Source organism: Acinetobacter sp. S4400-12 (genome assembly GCF_024129495.1).
Lineage (GTDB): Bacteria > Pseudomonadota > Gammaproteobacteria > Pseudomonadales > Moraxellaceae > Acinetobacter > Acinetobacter lwoffii_C.
Genome location: NZ_JAMXYB010000001.1, coordinates 86,084 through 104,643 on the forward strand (window position 1 = coordinate 86,084; position 18,560 = coordinate 104,643).

Consider the following 18,560-nt stretch of genomic DNA (forward strand, 5'->3'; position numbering starts at 1 on the left):
AGGTGTAGTATATGACGAACAAGTCGATTAAAGAGTTAGCGCTCAGCGTGGGTCGTCCAGTTGAGAAGCTCCTAGAGCAGGTTCGTGAGGCAGGTTTACCACAACGTAAAGCTGACGATATTATTACCGCCGAACAACAAGATAGCCTGATGAATCATGTGAAAAAGACACAAGGTTCAGAGGGCCATGCAGGACAAATCACGTTGAAACGTAAAACAACCAGTACGGCTAAAGTAGCAAGTACTTCAGGTAAGGCGAAGACCATTAATGTAGAAGTTCGCAAGAAGCATACATTCGTCAAGCCGGATCCGGAACAAATCAAGGCAGAAGCTTTAGCCAAAGCTCAAGCTGAGCAGCAAGCCAAAGCGCAAGCTGAACAGAAAACAGCACAAGTGAAGAAACCTGTTGAAGCAGCAAAATCTGGTGTGAACAATGCCAGCAAAGCATTGGAAGCAATGCGTGCAGCTCAGAAACAGGAAAATCAGAAACAGGAAACACCTAAAGCAGCTGTCGTTGTCAAACGCAAATCGACCAATAAGCCGATTGTGAAGGCAGTGGTTAAACCGTCTGAAACAGCAGAGCAGAAAAAAGCTCGTGAAGCGCAAGCTGCACAGCTAAAAGCAACTGAAGAAGCAGCACGTCGTAAAGCAGCTGAAGAAGCACAACAGCGTACGCTTGAACAAATGCGTCAAATGGCTTCTAAGTATTCTGCTGAAGATACGACAGCCACAATTCGGGTGATTGATGACACTCCGCTTGCTGCCGGTTTAGTCGGTCAGGCCTATGAGGATTCTTTTGCCAAAGAAGACCGTGAAATTAAACGTGGTAGTAACACGACGAATACACGTGCGCCGAAAAAAGGTGGTCGTCGTGGTCAGGAAGAGCAGTCTTTCAGCCATAACCAGCATAAACGTGGTTTAAAAACCAGTCAGGCCAACAAGCATGGCTTTGAAAAACCAGTTAAAAAACAGATTTATGATGTTGAAATTGGCGAAACGATTGTGGTTGCTGACTTGGCTGCAAAAATGGCAGTTAAAGTACGCGAAGTGATTAAATCACTCATGAAAATGGGTGAGCTGGTAACTCAAAACCAAGCCATTGAGCAAGAAATTGCCGCGCTGATTGTGGAAGAAATGGGGCATCACCCAGTTCTGGTATCTGATACGCAAGCAGAAGATAATCTGCTTGAAGCAGCTGAAGAAGCACGTGGTGCACAAACTACGCGTCCACCAGTGGTTACCATCATGGGTCATGTTGACCATGGTAAGACTTCACTGCTTGACCGTATTCGTCGTGCCAAAGTAGCTTCGGGTGAAGCTGGCGGGATTACCCAGCATATCGGTGCATACCATGTCACCACAGATAAAGGCATTATTACCTTCCTGGATACTCCTGGACACGCAGCATTTACTGCAATGCGTTCACGTGGTGCCAAGGCAACGGATATTGTGGTCTTGGTCGTTGCAGCAGATGATGGTGTTATGCCACAAACTGCAGAAGCGATTGATCATGCACGTGCTGCCGGTACGCCAATCATTGTTGCCATCAACAAGATGGACAAAGACTCGGCTGATCCGGACCGCGTACTGAACGAATTAACCACCAAAGAAATCGTACCTGAACAGTGGGGCGGTGACGTACCAGTGGCGATGGTTTCAGCGCACACCGGTGCAGGAATCGATGAATTACTTGACCTGATTTCAATCCAGGCAGAAATCCTGGAGTTGAAAGCATCTGAAGAAGGTGCAGCGCAAGGGGTAGTAATTGAAGCACGTGTAGACAAGGGCCGTGGTGCAGTAACGTCTATTCTGGTTCAAAACGGTACCTTAAAAGTTGGTGATCTGGTTCTGGCAGGCTCATCTTATGGTCGCGTTCGTGCCATGGTTGATGAAAACGGACAGCGTGTTAAATCGGCAGGTCCGTCGATTCCAGTCGAAATTCTGGGTCTTCCTGAAGCGCCAATGGCAGGTGACGAAGTTCTGGTCGTGAATGATGAGAAGAAAGCACGTGAAGTGGCCGATGCGCGTATGGACCGTGAACGTCAGAAACGTCTTGAGCGTCAGTCTGCTATGCGTCTTGAAAATATCATGGCGTCTATGGGCAAGAAAGATGTGCCGATCGTCAATGTGGTATTGAAAACAGATGTACGCGGTACTTTAGAAGCGTTGCATGTGGCTCTGGCTGAACTTGCAACAGATGAAGTGAAAGTCCGTATCATCGGTTCGGGTGTGGGTGCGATTACTGAGTCTGACGTTACACTGGCAGAGTCTTCAGAAGCTGTATTACTCGGCTTTAATGTGCGTGCCGATGCAAGTGCGCGCCAAAAGGCCGATGCAGACAGTATCGATATTCGTTACTACTCCGTGATCTACCAGTTGATTGATGATGTCAAAGCTGCAATGAGCGGTAAGCTTGCGCCTGAACATCGTGAAACGATTCTGGGTGTGGCTGAAGTACGTGAAGTATTCCACTCAAGCAAATTCGGTGCAGCCGCAGGTTGTATGGTGCTTGAGGGTGTCTTGCACCGTAATAAGCCAATTCGTGTTCTTCGTGATGACGTGGTGGTCTTCCAGGGCGAGCTTGAATCTCTGCGCCGTTATAAAGAGGTGGTTGAAGAAGTTCGTGCCGGTATGGAATGTGGTCTTGCGGTGAAAGGCTATAAAGACATCAAACCACTCGACAAGATCGAAGTGTATGATGTCCAGTTAATTAAACGGAGTCTTTAATGGCGGGTAGTCAACGTCTGAAGCGTATGGCGGATACAGTACAGCGCGAGTTGTCTGAGCTAATTCGTCAGGAGCTGAAAGATCCACGCCTAGGTGGTCTGGTGACCATCTCGGCTGTGAAAGTGAGCCCAGACTTAGGATATGCTGAAGTTTATGTCACCGTGATGGGTCGTGAACTAGGCGATGAGCAAAGTGAAGCTGCAAATAAGGAAACTCTGGATGTGCTGAACAAGGCATCAGGTTTCCTGCGTCATGAACTGAGCCGTCGTATCAAGACCCGTATAACGCCACGTTTGCGTTTTCACTATGACAAAACCAATGCTTATGGCAACTATATGTTTGGTCTGATTGCTGAAGCTGTGAAGGATCTTCCTCCAGCCGAAGACAAGAAAGATGATGAATAAGCTCAATTGAGCAGATCAAAAAAGCCACCTTCGGGTGGCTTTTTTATTGCAAAATTATGATGATGGTGGAAGGAAGAGCACAGCTTAAAACTCATCCTGCTTATTTTGATTCTTGTGATAAAAGCTACGCCGACGGCTACGCTGCCAAGGCAGGGGACGTTCCAGTGTTTCAGGAACCTCACCACTCATAGAGCGTAAACGTAAATGCAATGCGGCCTGAGCCATCAGGTTGGCTGACACTGGCGCAGTGATAAACGCAAACAGGGTGATCAGAACTTCTGCAAAACCAAAACGGCTATGAATGGCAGAAAAAATAATTGCGCCGATCAGAAAGCTGCCAAGTCCCAAGGTGCTGGATTTGGTGGGTGCATGTAAGCGCATAAACAAATCGGGCAGCCGGACCAGACCAATGCCGCCAACCAGCATAAAGAAGGCACCAATCAGCAAGAAAATTGACAGCAGAATTTCGAGAAACAGATTCATAACCAAACTCCTAGTCGATCACATGGCCTGTGGTGAAATAGCTGGCCAGAGCGGCGGTGGAAACAAAGCCCAACATGGCAACCAGCAGGGCACCTTCAAACAGGAAGGTGCTGCTCCAATAAATGCCCAGGATCACCACCAGACAGGTCGCGTTCAGGAACAGCGTATCCAGTGCTAACAGGCGATCGACAATAGAAGGTCCGATAATCAGTCGGAACAGGCAGAGTAACATCGAAATGGTGATTGCACCGAGGCAGATCGCAAGTGCATAGGGCAAAATGGTCATGCTTTATCTCCTGTGCGCGCACTAAAAATTTGAATCAGCGGCTGTTCATAACGCTGCTTGATTGTTTCAATTTCGGCCGCCTCATCTTGGGTACTGAGTGCATGTACCAGAATATCACCACGATCCTGATCAATCCCGGCCGTTACCGTACCTGGCGTTGTGGTAATAATCATGGCCAGCAGGGCATTGACTTCTTCATGTTCAGTATCCAAAGGTACACGAAACCATTTGGGATGCAGGTTTTTGGTGGGGCCAAGCACCAGTTTGGCGACAGTAATATTGGCCACAATAATGTCCCAGACTACCACCCAAAACAGGCGTATGGCCGGCATCCACTGAATATTCGGGGTACGGTCAATAAAAGGTTCAATCAGGCGTGGAATAAAGATCCCCAGAACCAGTGCGCTCAGCAGGGTTGCTGCTTCGAAATTATGTGCCAGTAATATCCAGCTGACCCCGACAATCACTGAAACCAGTGGGTGGGGGAACCAGCGTTGCGAAAATGATTTAGCCACTAGGGTCCCTCCGCCGGTTTGAGTTGATTATCATCATGGCTGTACTGTTCAATATACTGCTGATTAATCTGCTGTTGCTTGAATTTGGAAATATGTTCGCCTTCGAGAGTCGCTTCTGAAATCACATACGGAATCAAATGCGCATTCGGATCTGCGGTTTCTCCCCCATATTTGGTTTCTGGCAGATTATCTGAACGGTATGGCTGTACACTGATAAACTGGCCTTCAGCATCACGTTTCAGTAGCGCTGTCTCATACAGAGGATTGTTTTTGATCTGTACGGCAGTCTGATAGTTGTATTGATAGACGGGAGCAGCAAAAACCACATAAGCCATCAGGCCAGCCAGAAGCAGATAAATAACTGTATCATTACGTGGTGGTGCCTTGCTTGGCAGGGCCTCATACTTACTGAAATCCAGCGAATCCGGATCATCTTCCGGGCGGATGGAACGCCAGAACAAAATAAAGCCTACGCGGGTAAAGGCCAGAATGCTCAGCAAGCTCACCAGTAAAATAGTAAAGAGGATAATCATCTGATAAGGTGAATCCGCAGAGGCCTGCAAGATAAACACTTTGCCAAAGAAGCCGCTAAAAGGCGGTAAGCCTGCCATCATCAGAGCAATAATGAAATACGTCAAAGAGACAGTCTTGTGCTGTTTCATCTTGGGGGCAATGTTAAAATGATCTTTAAATTCGCCCCGTTGCGAGGTAATCCAGCCACTCAACAGATAAAAGGCTGCGCCGATCAAGGTGCTGTGCACTGTATAATACAGCGCACCTGCCCAGGCATCGGTGGTGTTGATGGCAATTGCCACCAGAATCGTGCCGATTGAAGAGAGCACCATAAAGCCGACAAAGCGGCGTAAGCGTTCTGTGCCAATCGCGCAGATCACCCCATAGACTGAGGTAATCAGACCGATCACCAGCAGGCAGTTCATTAAAATCTGATGGCTATATTCATCATCAAAAACGGTGCCATTAATACGCAAAATCGCATAAATCCCGACTTTGGTCATGATGGTGAATAAAGCGGCCACAGGCGTGGTGGCAACCGCATAGGTTTTGGGCAGCCAGAAGCCAAGTGGAAGCATGGCTGCCTTGATGCCGAAGACCACGAACAGCATCAATCCTCCGGCAACAGCCAGTTGATGCTCATCCTCTGCCAAGGTGGGAATCAGGCGGGCAACATCTGCCATATTCAGGCTGCCCACACTGCCATAAATCATGCCCAGTCCAATCAGGAACATGGCCGAAGCCAGCAAGTTAATGACGACATAATGTACGCCCAGCTGGAAACGTGCCTTACCTTGTCCATGTAACAACAGGACATAAGAGGCCATAAGCAGAATTTCAAAGAATACAAACAGGTTAAACAGGTCACCTGTCAGAAATGCACCACTCAGGCCCATTAACAAAAAGTGCACCATGGCATGGAAATAGCGTCCGCGTGCATCCCAGCCGCGACTGGCATACCAGACTATGGGTACGGCCAGGGCATAGGTCATGACCAGCATCAATGCAGACAGTTGATCCAGCACAAGAACAATACCGAAAGGTGCGGACCATTCACTTAAGGCATAAACACTGATTTCCCCCTGACTGCTACTGATCAGATAGCTGATCGCAATCCCCAGGCCGAGCAGGCTGGAAACATGGCTGATGCCGCGACGCCAAGGCTGGCGCCAGTCGGTGGCCAGAGCACCAGCACCGGGGTTGCCCAAAAGCAGTAGAGTAAATGCCGTAAATGCCGGCAGAAGGATACTGAAAATCGGGGTATGTTGAGTCCAGAAATTGAGGAATTCAGTCATTATGGCTCATCCTCACGTGGATCAACTTGCAAGCTTTCTTCTTTTGAATCAACGTGGTCTGTTCCTGATTCGTAGCGGCTACGCAGGGCGAGCTGAACAATAAAGGCGGTCGTGGCAAAACCGATGACAATGGCCGTTAATACCAGTGCCTGAGGCAGAGGGTCGGTCACTTCCGTGGCAGTGGTTAGGACGGCGGGAGAATTCATTTGGATCCGTCCCATCGCAAACAGGAACATATTCACGGCATAGCCGATCATGGCCAGTCCCAGTACCACCGGAAAAGTACGTGCCCGCAGAATTAAGTAAATACCGGTAGCGGTGAGCAGACCGATCGCAGAAGCTAATAAAAGTTCTAAGCTAATCATTTTATTATCCTCTTGGTACCGGACCGGTCATGCTGGAGTGGCGGGAGTCGCCCAGAACTGAGATCATCAGCATGGTGGCACCTACCACCGTAATATATACGCCGGCATCAAACAGGGCCGCCGAAGCCAGATGCATTTCTCCCAAGATGGGTGGCGAGACATAAATATGTGCACTGGTCAGGAAGGGGCGTGACCAGAACCAGGCCGCCACACCGGTGAGGCCGGCGATGGTTAAGCCTACACCAATCCAGATTTCATAGAGACGTCCAGATTTAGCCCCCAGCAGTTTTTCAGCCTGATCCTGACCGATTGCAATATACTGAATAATCAAGGCCAATGAGGTTACCAGACCGGCAATAAATCCCCCCCCTGGCAGGTTATGGCCTCTGAGGAAGATATACAGGCTGATCACCAGTGCGACCGGTAAAATCCAGGATGCAGTGATCCGTAGCATGAGAGGCGACGGATTAAAGCGATAGGTCAGGCCTTGGGTCATGGTAGCGCCATGCGCGCGCATGCCATCCATCAAGCTGAGCACTCCAATGGCGGCAATACCCAGTACGGTAATTTCGCCGAAAGTATCAAACCCACGGAAATCGACCAGAATCACATTGACCACATTAGTACCGCCGCCCAGAGGAATGGATTGTTGCAGGAAGAACCAGGACAATGAATTATGATCGCGGGTTAAGATCAGCCAGGCAATGACAGCAATGCCGACACCGCCTGTAATGGCGATAATGGCATCGCGCCAGCGGCGAGACATGCTGGACTCATACGGCGTTAATTGAGGTAATAAAGACAGGCTCATGAGTAGCAGTACCGTAGTGACCACATCGACCGTGATCTGGGTGAGCGCTAAATCTGGTGCCGAAAAGCCGATAAAGACCATCGTGACAACCAGACCCACCGCACCACTAATCAGTACCGCCTTGATCCGCTCATGATGAAACCACAGCATCATCCAGCAGGCCGAGAAGAGTAATAGCCACAACACAATCGCCAGGGTAGGCGCATGCGTCAGTTCACGCGTACCGGCAGTGATGCCATTGCCGATCAGGGGCAGGGCAACCAGAGTTGTGGTAAACAGCATAATCCATAAGAGATAGCTTTGCAGCTTGCCATTTTCAGTGGCGCGACGGAAACGGCGCGAATTTAATAACAGGCTTTTCAGAAACAGGTCAAAGAGAATGCGGCCCTGTAATCTGCCGAGTTTCGGGTCCAGATCAATTTCACGAATGGTACCGCCTTTGGCCAGCGCAAAATAAAAGATTACCCCACCAATCAGGGCAACTAGACTCATGAACAGCGGCAGGTTAATACCATGCCATAAGGCCAGATGGGTTCCTTCAAATGCAAAGTTCTGGGTGGCAGCCCGCGCTGTACTATTGACGATGTTTTCAACCAGTAAAGCAGGCAGCAACCCGACCAGAATACATAAGATGGCCAGTAAGGTGGCTGGTGCACGCATACCGAAAGGTGGCTCATGCGCTGTTTTATTCGGTACTTGCTGGCCGAGCGGCCCATCAAAGAACACGCCATGTACCAGACGAATAGAATAAGCAACTGCAAAAATACCAGCCAGAGTTGCAGCAATGGCTGACACCACCATTACCGGACCACTTAAGGTCGAAACCAGTTCGGTAAAGAACATTTCCTTGGACAGGAAACCATTGGTCAAAGGCATACCTGCCATCGAAGCGGCCGTGATCATTGTCAGGGTGGCGCTAAAGGGAAGCAGCTGCCATAAACCGGATAGTTTACGCAAATCACGCGTGCCTGACTCATGGTCAATAATACCGGCAATCATGAACAGCGCTGCTTTAAAGGTGGCATGGTTGATAATATGGAAAATCGCGGCGGCCACTGCCAGCGGTGAGCCAATACCGAGCAGACACATGATCAGGCCCAAATGACTGATGGTCGAATAGGCAAGCAGACCTTTCAGGTCCTCTTTAAAAATGGCAAAGAAGGCCGCTATCAACAAAGTGAACAGGCCAACGAAGGTCACGATATTATGAAATAACGCGGCTCCGGCAAAAATTGGCAACAAACGTGCTATTAAAAAGAGCCCGGCTTTGACCATCGTCGCTGAATGCAGATAGGCAGACACCGGTGTAGGCGCGGCCATAGCATTCGGTAACCAGAAATGAAATGGAAACTGGGCACTTTTGGTAAAAGCGCCGAGCAGAATCAGCAACAAGGTGGGAACGAATAAATGATGGGCCTGAATCTGCTCAGTCATGGTCAGAATCTGGTCGATCTGATAAGTTCCCGTCATCTGACCCAGTAGGATAAAGCCACCGAGCATGGCCAGACCCCCCATACCGGTAATGGTCAGCGCCATACGTGAACCGCGCTGTGCCGCCTCGTAATTGCTCCAGTAACCCACCAGCAGGAAGGAGGAAATACTGGTCATTTCCCAGAACACCAGCAGAATCAGCAGATTATTAGATAATGAAATACCAAGCATGGCTGCCATAAACAGCATGAGCAGGATGTACAGTTTACTGAGCGAATTTTTGGGGCTGAGATAGTAGTAGGCATAAATGTAGATCAGCGTACCAATACCGCTAATCAACAGGGAAAAGAGCAGGCCCAGTGAGTCCAGACGGAAACTGAAATCGATCCCGAGTTGCGGTAACCAGGACCAACTTTGAGTAATGACGGCACCCTTAAATACTGCAGGTGCCTGGCTCACTAAGAGTAGAAAACTGCTCAGGCTGACGCCAATTGCGCCTAAAGCCGTTACCCCGCGGGAAAATTGCTTCAGCCACGAGACAAGGGTTGTGCCTAATACTAAGGGTAACAATATAATAATCGGCAGCACACTCGTATCCATTGTCGTGTTTAGGTTGTAATAAACCTAGGGTGAAATTTTATCTTTCAAGGATTACAGGAGCACAAAGAATGATCCAAAACTTCTCGATCTTGAAAGCCAAAATGGTATTCAAAAGAATAAAAACAGTTGTATTGCACAACCTATAAACGATAGCAAATTCCGATTTCACAGTGAAATTTGCAGATAAAACCGATCATATTACAGGATAACCACAACATCAACGTTTTTATTCAGAACATTTCAATTATACGTGAGCTGATTTTTCAATGGGGTGGATGCTGAAATCGCTCGGATTAAATTGACCGAAAATAAAGATCAGATCAGGCATCTTGATTGATAAAAATGGATAAAGTCGCCATTTGAACCCAGAAAATGCTAGAGCGTTAATCATCGGCAGAGCAATCCATATAATGCTTTAACTTAAAATTTATCGCGAATGTGTTTAAATCAGATTAAGGTAATTCTGGCCGGGGCGGCGGATTTTTTATTGAATGAGAACTTGTACGAGTAACTGCTGCGGTTCAGCGCGAAGCTGCGCCGGCATCAGCTGAAATATTTCCAGATGACTGAATGGGCTAGATGGATGTTTTAGCGGAAAGCTTGCACAGGTAGCCGCACACTGACTGCGCTGTAATCCCAAGTCAGTATAAAGCGGCTCAAATTGTAGCTATGAAGCTTGCAGGCTGAGTTTTAACAGCTGATCAATACTTTTTGCACGTTGTGCATTTTCAATATCGCTGATTTCATGAAAATACTCGCAAAAACGAGTAAACAAGGTCAATGCAATCACAGTAATATCGTAAGTATGCGCTGTAACAAATCGCCGGATTATTTTCACTTAAGAGCTGAACATCAGGGCATCAAGCGGTTGGCTTACCCCGCTTTACTGAGTACTAGATCTTTATTGTTCAGGGCTTTATAAAGTTGCCAGAAATAGGAAGGAAGAGGCTATCAGGTCTATCTGGCGGGACTCCGCCAATCACTCAATCTCTTCCAGAAAACGGACCTGAAAATCAATCTGGGAGCGGAGCCGGTATTGTAAAATGTCCTGATCTAACAGGTTTAGCCCCCGCAGTCCGGCCATCGTGGTCACGTGCAGCAAACCAGGGCAGTGCCTGATCACAGCAACGCAGTAGAAAAAGTGCTTTTGCCAGTGTCCTAAGCAGCTAAAAGCAGCGTAACCGGGCGCTGAGGATTAAAATCCGGGCGAAGATCAGAAAATTACAGCGTATGTTTCGGTCGAATGGATTCAATATATATAGAATGCATAGATCACCTGTCTCTGAAGCTTGACCCTTTAGGAGGTGACTAGCCAATGGCTTGGCGCAGTGATTGTGGCATTCTGAGCTTTAATTGTTGAATCAGGTCATAAATATGATGAATATTTAAGCTTACTTTAGCGCGTGTACAGGCCACATACAGTAAACGTAATTCCTCATCGCTAATTTTATGATCTTTTTCATTCAGCTTGAACTGATAGTCATCTTCGATATGTACCCGATCCCATTCTAGGCCTTTGGCCTTGTGCGCCGTAGAAATAATATAATCAGCCTGGGCAATCGGGGTAATTTTGGCCAGCGCTGTTTTGAGTGAATCTGTGCCGTGTTCATCGACCAGTTTGACCAGCGGCTTGATGTCACTGCCTTCATTGGTTTCGCAATACTCATGCACATCATGCCAGGAATTAAACCAGGCCAGTTCCGGTACATCAATGACGCGTTTCCCTTGTTTGAGCATGCTGGCAGCATCGACAAAGCGGTTCAGCTTGACATGATCCGCTTGCAGACTGACTTTATCCCCCCGAACCAGACCGGCCAATAGCAGCTCCATCGCCCGGGCATTGGTACGGCAGAGAATTGCATCCCGCATTTTGGTGTGCGGTTTATTGACCACTTTGGAATTCAATAAGGAATTACCCAAGAGGGGGACAGTTTCATTCAGTGCGCCCAGAAGAGCATTGGCATTCAGCGCAATTTCGGGGCCAAAACGGAAAGAGGTGGTCAGGCGCGACTCCGGCAGCGGCAGTTGCTGCATGGCATTGACCGCACCGCGCCAGGCATAAATCTGCTGATGCGCATCACCGACATAAATCACCTGGGTATTACGCTGTTTTAGTAAAATACCCAGCATCAGGGGGTCGGCATCCTGTGCTTCATCAAAAAGTACATAGTCTGCTGGAATATTCGGTTCAGACAGTGCCCAGAGCTTGAGATAAATATCATGCCCGATTCCGGCCTGATGGTTCGGATCAATGGACTCCAGCCAGCGCCGTTCGACTGCCGGATAAAGTTTCTGCTGTAGCATTTCGATGTCATCTGGATGCAGCCAGCTGGGTGCCTGAATATGTCGTGGAGCAGGGTATTGTGAACTGGTAGAGCAGAAATGTCCGACAGCATTGGCCACCAGACTGGCCAGACGCGAAGGCATCAGCACATATTTTTCATAACGTCCGCCCATCATGCGACGCAAGGTCATCGGTTCTAAACGATATTCCTTGGCAATAAAGCTCGGGCTTAAACGTGGCAGACGCAGCTTATCTGTGACTCCACGTGGAACACTGCGAAAAGCCAGCGAGTGGAAGGTACGGCAGTCCACACCGCGATGAAACTTATTTTGCGCTTCAGAGGCAATCGCCTTGTTAAAGGCCAGGTACATGCCACGCCGCCCCAGCATGGCATCACTGATCATTTGCAGGGTGGTGGTTTTACCTGTGCCGGCATAGGCAATTACCTTGAAGGATTTACCCAGACGTGCATTATCAATGGCAGTGGCCTGCTCATAGGTGGGTTTGGGTTTTTGCAGATCAGACACCGTACTCTTCATTCACGATTTAATGTAGACGATTGGCTTTTTCAACCAGACCAGATAATCCCTGACGGCGCGCCAGTTCATTCAGAACCAGTTGCGGCTCAAGGTCGAAATAACCGAGCATGACAATCGTATGGAACCACAGGTCAGCCACTTCATAAATCAGGTCATTTTTATGGTCTTCATTGGCTTCAGCTTTAAAATCCTTGGCCGCAAGAACAGTTTCAACGCTTTCTTCACCCACTTTTTCCAGAATCTTGTTCAGCCCTTTATGGTATAGCTTGGCCACATAGGAGGAATCCGGATCGGCTTTTTTACGCTCTGCCATCATTGCACCGAGGTAAGAGAGGACTTCTACCTGTTCAGACTGAGCGGTGGACGCACTCATGGCGAGGGTATGCGGGTTGGTGGTTTTTTGCCCATAAATTGTATTTGGATCTTTTAACTGGGCGTCCACGGTTTCCCAACCATTTTGAGTCAGTTTGCGATAAAAACAAGACTCACGGCCAGTATGGCAGGCAATGCCGCCATGCTGCTCAATTTGCAGAATGATCACATCTGCATCGCAGTCGAGGCGGATTTCATGGATAGTCTGAAAATGTCCGGACTCTTCCCCCTTATGCCATAACTTGTTGCGTGAACGGGAAAAATATACAGCCTGATTCTTCTCGGCAGTCAAAGCCAGCGCTTCACGGTTCATCCAAGCCACCATCAGGACACGCCCGCTCTGGTGATGCTGGGCAATGGCAGGGATCAGACCTTGTTCGTTAAATTTTACTTCATCGAGCCATTGCATGTTATTCATAAGGGGTTCCATTACTTGAATCTGAATATAAAAATATGGATTAAAAATATCCGTCCATAGTGTACGTGATCTCGTCGCATTTGCGGCAAAAATCTGTAGCTGAAAAGACAGCAGGTGTCGTGGTACATTGAGATTATATTTTTCTATGCTAAAAACACACAGGTTTAAAAAAACAAAAACCGCCTGTTCAGGCGGCTTGAGTCTTGGGGTTCTTACCAGTGTTCGCCCGGGAAAATCCGTGCATAGGCCTTTTGTACCCAGTTCAGTTTCTGTGGCTGACCAACCGAAGCCGAAGAGCTTGGGAACAGGTTATAACCAATCGACATCAATACATTGTTGATGTCCGGGGCAACAGCATAAGTAATTGAAGCCAGACGTCCCAGATGGGTCGCCACTTTCTTCGGACGTTTGACAATTGCATAGGCAACTAGTGCAGCTGCCTGCTCTGGCGACAGGGTAGGCACATATTTATAGATCTTGGTGGGTGCAATCATTGGGGTACGTACCAGCGGCATATAAACCGAAGTAATTGCCACCTTATGTGAATGGACCTCAGCTGACAGACAACGGCTAAACGCATCCAGTGCTGCCTTCGATGCCACATAGGCCGAGAAGCGGGTCGCATTGGCCAGTACGCCAATCGAGCTGATATTGATGATATGGCCAGCACGGCGGCTCATCATTTGTGGCAGGATATTCATAATCAGACGTACTGCACCAAAATAATTCAGCTGCATGGTGCGCTCAAAATCATGAAAGCGGTCGACTGACTCATGGACAGCACGACGAATCGAGCGGCCAGCATTATTGATCAGAATATCGATATGATCGACAGAGGCAATGATCTGTTTGGAGACTTCGTCAATCGCTTCCATATTATTCAGATCGCATGGAAAAATCGAGGCTTTACCACCTTTGGCTTCAATCTCTTGTTGAACCTGCTCCAAGGTTTCCTGGGTACGTGCCACCAATAATACATGTGCGCCAGCCTCAGCCAGCTGATGAGCTGTGGTCAAGCCGATCCCGCTAGAGGCTCCGGTAATCAGAACCGTTTTACCTGCGACACGTTTTTCCAATTGTTTCTGTAGTTTAGTTTTCACGTTTGTTATCCCTAATTTGAAAATAGCATTCAAATTGTTTTTTATTAAAAATCAGTGAAGGCTCTAACAGGAAATGAGAGCGAAGATGAGTCACAATATGATAATCAATTCTTCAGGAAAATCTAGACATTAAGCTATTGAAAATACAATAAAAATTAGAGTAATTGCTCTATTTGTACTCATTGTTTCATTTGATTTTTAACACGAAAAGTAAAAGCAGAGCAAGTCTCTGTTTTAAAAATAAATAAAAAACTCCATCTCGAAAGATGGAGTTTGTTGAAGGAGTAATATGTTTTAGACAGCGGCCAACGCCTGCTCAAGATCGGCAATCAGATCATCAATATGTTCAATCCCGATGGATAAACGTACCATATCTTCACTAACTCCCGCAGATTTCAGCTCTTCAGGGTTGAGCTGGCGGTGAGTAGTGGTAGCCGGGTGACAGGCCAGACTTTTGGCATCACCGATGTTGACCAGACGGGTAAACAGTTGGAGTGCATCAATAAAGCGTGCCCCCCCTTCGCGCCCATCTTCAACTCCGAAAGTCAGAATGGCTGATGGTTTCCCTTTCACATATTTTTGTGCCAAAGCATGCTGTGGATGGTCTTTTAAGCCGGCATAATTGACCCATTTTACCTTGGCATGTTGTTGCAGGTATTCGGCTACTTTCTGGGCATTTTCGGTATGACGCTCCATACGCAGGCTTAAGGTTTCTAAACCTTGCAGAATCAGGAAAACGTTCTGCGGGCTAATTGCGGCGCCTGTATTGCGTAGCGGTACGACACGCGCACGTGCAATATAAGCCGCTTCGCCCAGCACTTCGACATAATTCACGCCATGATAGCTTGGGTCTGGGGTATTTAGTGTTTTAAAGCGCTCAGGGTATTTACCCCATGGGAACTTGCCACTATCCACAATGATGCCGCCAATTGAATTGCCGTGACCGCCGATATATTTGGTCAGGGAGTGCACCACAATATCCGCACCAAAATCAAAAGATTTTTGCAGGACTGGAGTCGCAACTGTATTGTCCACGATTACGGGAACCCCATATTCATGGGCAATTTTGGAAATGGCTTCCAAGTCAATAATATTCCCCAGCGGATTACCAATCGATTCAACAAATACCAGTTTAGTCTTGTCATCAATCAGTTCACGTAGTGCTTCCGGATTTGCATAATCAAAGAAACGTACTTCGATCCCTTGCTTTGGCAAGGTGTGGGCAAACAGGTTGTAAGTACCGCCATATAAAGTTGAAACGGATGCAATATTGTCACCTGCTTCCGCAATGGTCTGAACGGCATAAGTAATTGCAGCCATACCCGAAGCCAGGGCAAGTGCGCCAATTCCGCCTTCCAGGGCAGCAACCCGCTGTTCCAGCACAGCCGTAGTCGGGTTCATGATACGGGTATAGATATTTCCCGGGACTTTCAAGTCAAACAGATCTGCACCGTGCTGGGTGTTGTCAAACGCATAGGAAGTGGTTTGATAAATCGGAACGGCGACTGCCTTAGTAGTGGGTTCGGGGCTATAACCTGCATGAATGGCAAGAGTTTCTGCTTTGTAAGTCATAAGATTCGATCTTCTTGATGTTTTGGGTATGGGGTGAGTCTAGCATTCTGGATATACACAAAAATGCATATTTACTCAATTGAATAGCTTAATTATTTATATAGAATCCTTGCAGGAATGCAAGTTTTTTACTAAAAAGCGCGGTTTGAAAATCCGCTCAGATAAAACTTGTAACAATGCATTGAAGTCCAGAGGAATGGCTTATGTTTTCGAGGCATTCTGCGTATAATAGCGGATAATTTTTTCGCTCTTTTTGAGAGCAGGGGGATAAGTTTTGCCCCCATTTGGTTTTTCAGTTGAGGAGTCCTACGTGGCCCAATATATTTATACGATGAACCGAGTGTCGAAGATGGTACCGCCGAAACGCGAAATCCTGAAAGACATCTCTTTATCATTTTTTCCGGGTGCAAAAATTGGTGTGCTTGGTTTAAACGGTGCCGGTAAGTCCACTTTGCTCCGTATTATGGCGGGCGTAGACAAAGATTTCTCTGGTGAAGCACGTGCACAACCAGGTATCAAAATTGGCTACCTAGAGCAGGAACCACCGCTAGATCCAAGCAAAGACGTTCGCGGTAACGTTGAAGATGGTGTGCGTGAAGCGCTAGATGCGCTGGAACGTCTAGATCAGGTGTTTGCTGAATATGCCGAGCCGGATGCTGACTTTGATGCGCTGGCCAAAGAGCAGGAAAAGCTGGAAGCGATTATCCAGACTTGGGATGCACATAACCTGAACAACCAGCTGGAACAGGCTGCGGCAGCATTAAACCTGCCCGCATGGGATGCAGATGTCAGCCAGCTGTCGGGTGGTGAACGCCGTCGTGTGGCCCTCTGCCGTTTGCTGCTGTCTAAACCGGATATGCTGTTGCTGGATGAACCGACGAACCATCTGGATGCAGAATCTGTATCTTGGCTGGAACGTTTCCTGAAAGATTTCCCGGGCACAATCGTGGCGATTACGCACGACCGTTACTTCCTGGATAACGTTGCCGAGTGGATTCTGGAGCTTGACCGTGGACATGGTATTCCTTATCAAGGTAACTACTCTTCATGGCTGGAGCAGAAAAATGCCCGCTTAGAGCAAGAGAACAAGCAGGAAGAATCTTTTGCCAAGGCGTTGAAAAAAGAGCTTGAGTGGGTTCGTACCAATGCTAAGGGTCAGCAGAAGAAAAACAAGGCGCGTATGGAGCGTTTTGAAGAGCTGAACTCGCGTGAATTCCAGCAGCGTAACGAAACTTCTGAAATTTATATTCCACCTGGTCCACGTCTGGGCAACAAGGTGGTTGAAGTTGAAAACATCAGCAAATCCTTTGGCGATAAGCTGCTGTACAAGGATTTATCTTTCACTGTACCACCAGCGGCAATTGTCGGAATCGTGGGTCCAAACGGTGCAGGTAAAACAACGCTATTCCGCATGATGACTGGCGAACAGCAACCGGATACTGGCACTGTAACGCTGGGTGATTCGGTTAAAGTGGCGTATGTGGGCCAGATCCGCGACACGCTGGATGACAATAAAACCGTTTGGGAAGAAGTGTCTGGTGGTCTGGATATCCTGAAAATCGGTGATTATGAAATCGCTTCACGTGCTTATATTGGTCGTTTTAACTTCAAGGGCCAAGATCAGCAAAAACGTGTAGGTGGTTTGTCAGGTGGTGAGCGTAACCGTTTACAGCTGGCGAAAATCTTGCAAATGGGGGCAAACGTTATCCTGCTCGATGAACCGTCAAACGACCTGGATATCGAAACTTTACGTGCACTGGAAGACGCGATTCTGGTCTTCCCGGGTACTGTCATGGTGGTGTCGCATGACCGTTGGTTCCTGGACCGTATTGCTACTCATATCCTGTCATTTGAAGATGAAACACCGGAATTCTTCACAGGTAACTATGCTGAGTTTGAAGAATACCGTCGTAAGCAATATGGTGATGATCTGACTGCCAAACGTCAGAAATATCGCAAAATTGGGGCTTAATTCCCGCACATAAAAGAAACCAGTCTCCGGACTGGTTTTTTTATTGATTGCTCTTTCATGATTTCCTGTTTACAGGCTTGTTTATTGGCATCCTTTGGTCAATGACGCTGCTATAAAAGTATTTCTTTCGTGTGTGGGTGATTTGAAAACAGAGCTGGAAATTTTAAACTAGAGCAGTTGAGTGTTATGGTTTTGAAAATACTTGCCATTGGCTGCCGAACAGTGAAACTCCCGCTACAGTGTGTTCGCAAGTAAGCTGTTTAAAGCGCAGGATTGGCCAGTGATGATAGGCTACCTAATTTTGAAGCTCATATATTTTTAAAATAGCTTTCTGTCGTTCATTCTGAATGCGAGCATTATATTTTATCATCCATAAAAACAGCAGAGCGGTTTTTCTGACTTGAGAAATTGGTCGTTGTGAAGCTGGTAATTGCGCTTGGTTTTAAAGATTTTCTATGGGAATACAAGCTGAGGATCAAATGACCATCAGCTTGTTGAATGATCGAGGATTCAAATTTCCCATTGATGATCACATTCGCGGCATTTCCATTTTTTCTGGTTTTGCATGAAGGCCTGCATGGAAATTTTAAAATCTGGCAGATCTTTATAGAACAGGAAGCCTGCGATCAGGCAGACAATAAACACGATTACAGTCGCCATCTGTAGGGTTGAACCCGCACCATCACCAAAAATCCACATGGCAATACTGATAATAACCAGCAGTAATAATACAAAGAGGGCAGGTACCAGGAAAACCAGGCTTTTGGGTACGACAGGGCGTGCTGTCACTTGGCCAGGTTGGGCCAGTGGCATGATTTTCGGACTCTGACATTTAGGGCAGCGATATTGCATTACAACTCCAAAATTCTAAATT

General features: G+C 47.5%; 15 protein-coding genes. 3 read left to right on the forward strand and 12 right to left on the reverse strand.

Going from position 1 to position 18,560, the window contains the following annotated elements; all coding sequences use genetic code 11:
* Positions 1 to 11: 11 nt before the first annotated feature.
* Both infB and NI461_RS00415 read left to right on the forward strand, forming a co-directional pair.
* Positions 12 to 2,726 carry a translation initiation factor IF-2 gene (infB, locus tag NI461_RS00410; RefSeq protein ID WP_174660358.1) on the forward strand — a complete coding sequence of 905 codons (2,715 nt, stop codon included), beginning with the start codon at positions 12 to 14 and terminating at the stop codon, positions 2,724 to 2,726.
* Positions 2,726 to 3,130: a ribosome-binding factor A gene (locus tag NI461_RS00415; protein WP_151204967.1), complete on the forward strand. Its 405-nt coding sequence runs from the start codon at positions 2,726 to 2,728 to the stop codon at positions 3,128 to 3,130. Before infB ends, NI461_RS00415 begins: the two co-directional genes overlap by 1 nt.
* Before the next feature lie 84 nt (positions 3,131 to 3,214).
* On the opposite strand, the gene NI461_RS00420 is transcribed toward NI461_RS00415, so the two are convergent.
* The 11 genes from NI461_RS00420 to NI461_RS00470 form a co-directional block, all read right to left on the reverse strand.
* The gene (locus NI461_RS00420) at positions 3,215 to 3,613 is read right to left on the reverse strand and encodes a Na+/H+ antiporter subunit G (protein ID WP_151204966.1); all 399 of its coding nucleotides are present in this window, start codon (positions 3,611 to 3,613) and stop codon (positions 3,215 to 3,217) included.
* A 10-nt stretch (positions 3,614 to 3,623) separates the two neighbouring features.
* On the reverse strand, positions 3,624 to 3,899 hold the full coding sequence (locus NI461_RS00425; RefSeq protein WP_151204965.1) for a monovalent cation/H+ antiporter subunit F: 276 nt from the start codon (positions 3,897 to 3,899) through the stop codon (positions 3,624 to 3,626).
* On the reverse strand, positions 3,896 to 4,414 hold the full coding sequence (locus NI461_RS00430) for a Na+/H+ antiporter subunit E (RefSeq protein WP_151204964.1): 519 nt from the start codon (positions 4,412 to 4,414) through the stop codon (positions 3,896 to 3,898). The genes NI461_RS00425 and NI461_RS00430 overlap by 4 nt, the downstream gene beginning before the upstream one ends.
* Positions 4,414 to 6,222: a monovalent cation/H+ antiporter subunit D gene (locus NI461_RS00435; RefSeq protein WP_253156084.1), complete on the reverse strand. Its 1,809-nt coding sequence runs from the start codon at positions 6,220 to 6,222 to the stop codon at positions 4,414 to 4,416. Before NI461_RS00435 ends, NI461_RS00430 begins: the two co-directional genes overlap by 1 nt.
* Positions 6,222 to 6,587: a Na+/H+ antiporter subunit C gene (locus tag NI461_RS00440; RefSeq protein ID WP_151205515.1), complete on the reverse strand. Its 366-nt coding sequence runs from the start codon at positions 6,585 to 6,587 to the stop codon at positions 6,222 to 6,224. Before NI461_RS00440 ends, NI461_RS00435 begins: the two co-directional genes overlap by 1 nt.
* A gap of 4 nt (positions 6,588 to 6,591) precedes the next feature.
* Complete coding sequence (locus tag NI461_RS00445; protein ID WP_174660356.1) at positions 6,592 to 9,429, reverse strand: monovalent cation/H+ antiporter subunit A; 2,838 nt, start codon at positions 9,427 to 9,429, stop codon at positions 6,592 to 6,594.
* Positions 9,430 to 10,096: 667 nt separating this feature from the next.
* Positions 10,097 to 10,267: a hypothetical protein gene (locus NI461_RS00450; protein ID WP_174660355.1), complete on the reverse strand. Its 171-nt coding sequence runs from the start codon at positions 10,265 to 10,267 to the stop codon at positions 10,097 to 10,099.
* A gap of 470 nt (positions 10,268 to 10,737) precedes the next feature.
* Positions 10,738 to 12,240: a 3'-5' exonuclease gene (locus NI461_RS00455; protein WP_151206660.1), complete on the reverse strand. Its 1,503-nt coding sequence runs from the start codon at positions 12,238 to 12,240 to the stop codon at positions 10,738 to 10,740.
* Between the two features lie 19 nt (positions 12,241 to 12,259).
* On the reverse strand, positions 12,260 to 13,042 hold the full coding sequence (gene hisIE / locus NI461_RS00460) for a bifunctional phosphoribosyl-AMP cyclohydrolase/phosphoribosyl-ATP diphosphatase HisIE (RefSeq protein ID WP_174660354.1): 783 nt from the start codon (positions 13,040 to 13,042) through the stop codon (positions 12,260 to 12,262).
* 212 nt (positions 13,043 to 13,254) lie between these two features.
* Positions 13,255 to 14,142: an SDR family NAD(P)-dependent oxidoreductase gene (locus NI461_RS00465; RefSeq protein WP_174660353.1), complete on the reverse strand. Its 888-nt coding sequence runs from the start codon at positions 14,140 to 14,142 to the stop codon at positions 13,255 to 13,257.
* A 294-nt stretch (positions 14,143 to 14,436) separates the two neighbouring features.
* A complete protein-coding gene (locus tag NI461_RS00470; RefSeq protein ID WP_151206661.1) occupies positions 14,437 to 15,714 on the reverse strand; it encodes an aminotransferase class I/II-fold pyridoxal phosphate-dependent enzyme in 1,278 nt (425 codons plus the stop codon).
* 310 nt (positions 15,715 to 16,024) lie between these two features.
* On the opposite strand from NI461_RS00470, the gene ettA reads away from it, so the two are divergent.
* Positions 16,025 to 17,686 carry an energy-dependent translational throttle protein EttA gene (gene ettA / locus NI461_RS00475; RefSeq protein WP_151206662.1) on the forward strand — a complete coding sequence of 554 codons (1,662 nt, stop codon included), beginning with the start codon at positions 16,025 to 16,027 and terminating at the stop codon, positions 17,684 to 17,686.
* A 510-nt stretch (positions 17,687 to 18,196) separates the two neighbouring features.
* On the opposite strand, the gene NI461_RS00480 is transcribed toward ettA, so the two are convergent.
* Positions 18,197 to 18,538 carry a hypothetical protein gene (locus NI461_RS00480; RefSeq protein WP_151206663.1) on the reverse strand — a complete coding sequence of 114 codons (342 nt, stop codon included), beginning with the start codon at positions 18,536 to 18,538 and terminating at the stop codon, positions 18,197 to 18,199.
* Positions 18,539 to 18,560: the final 22 nt, after the last annotated feature.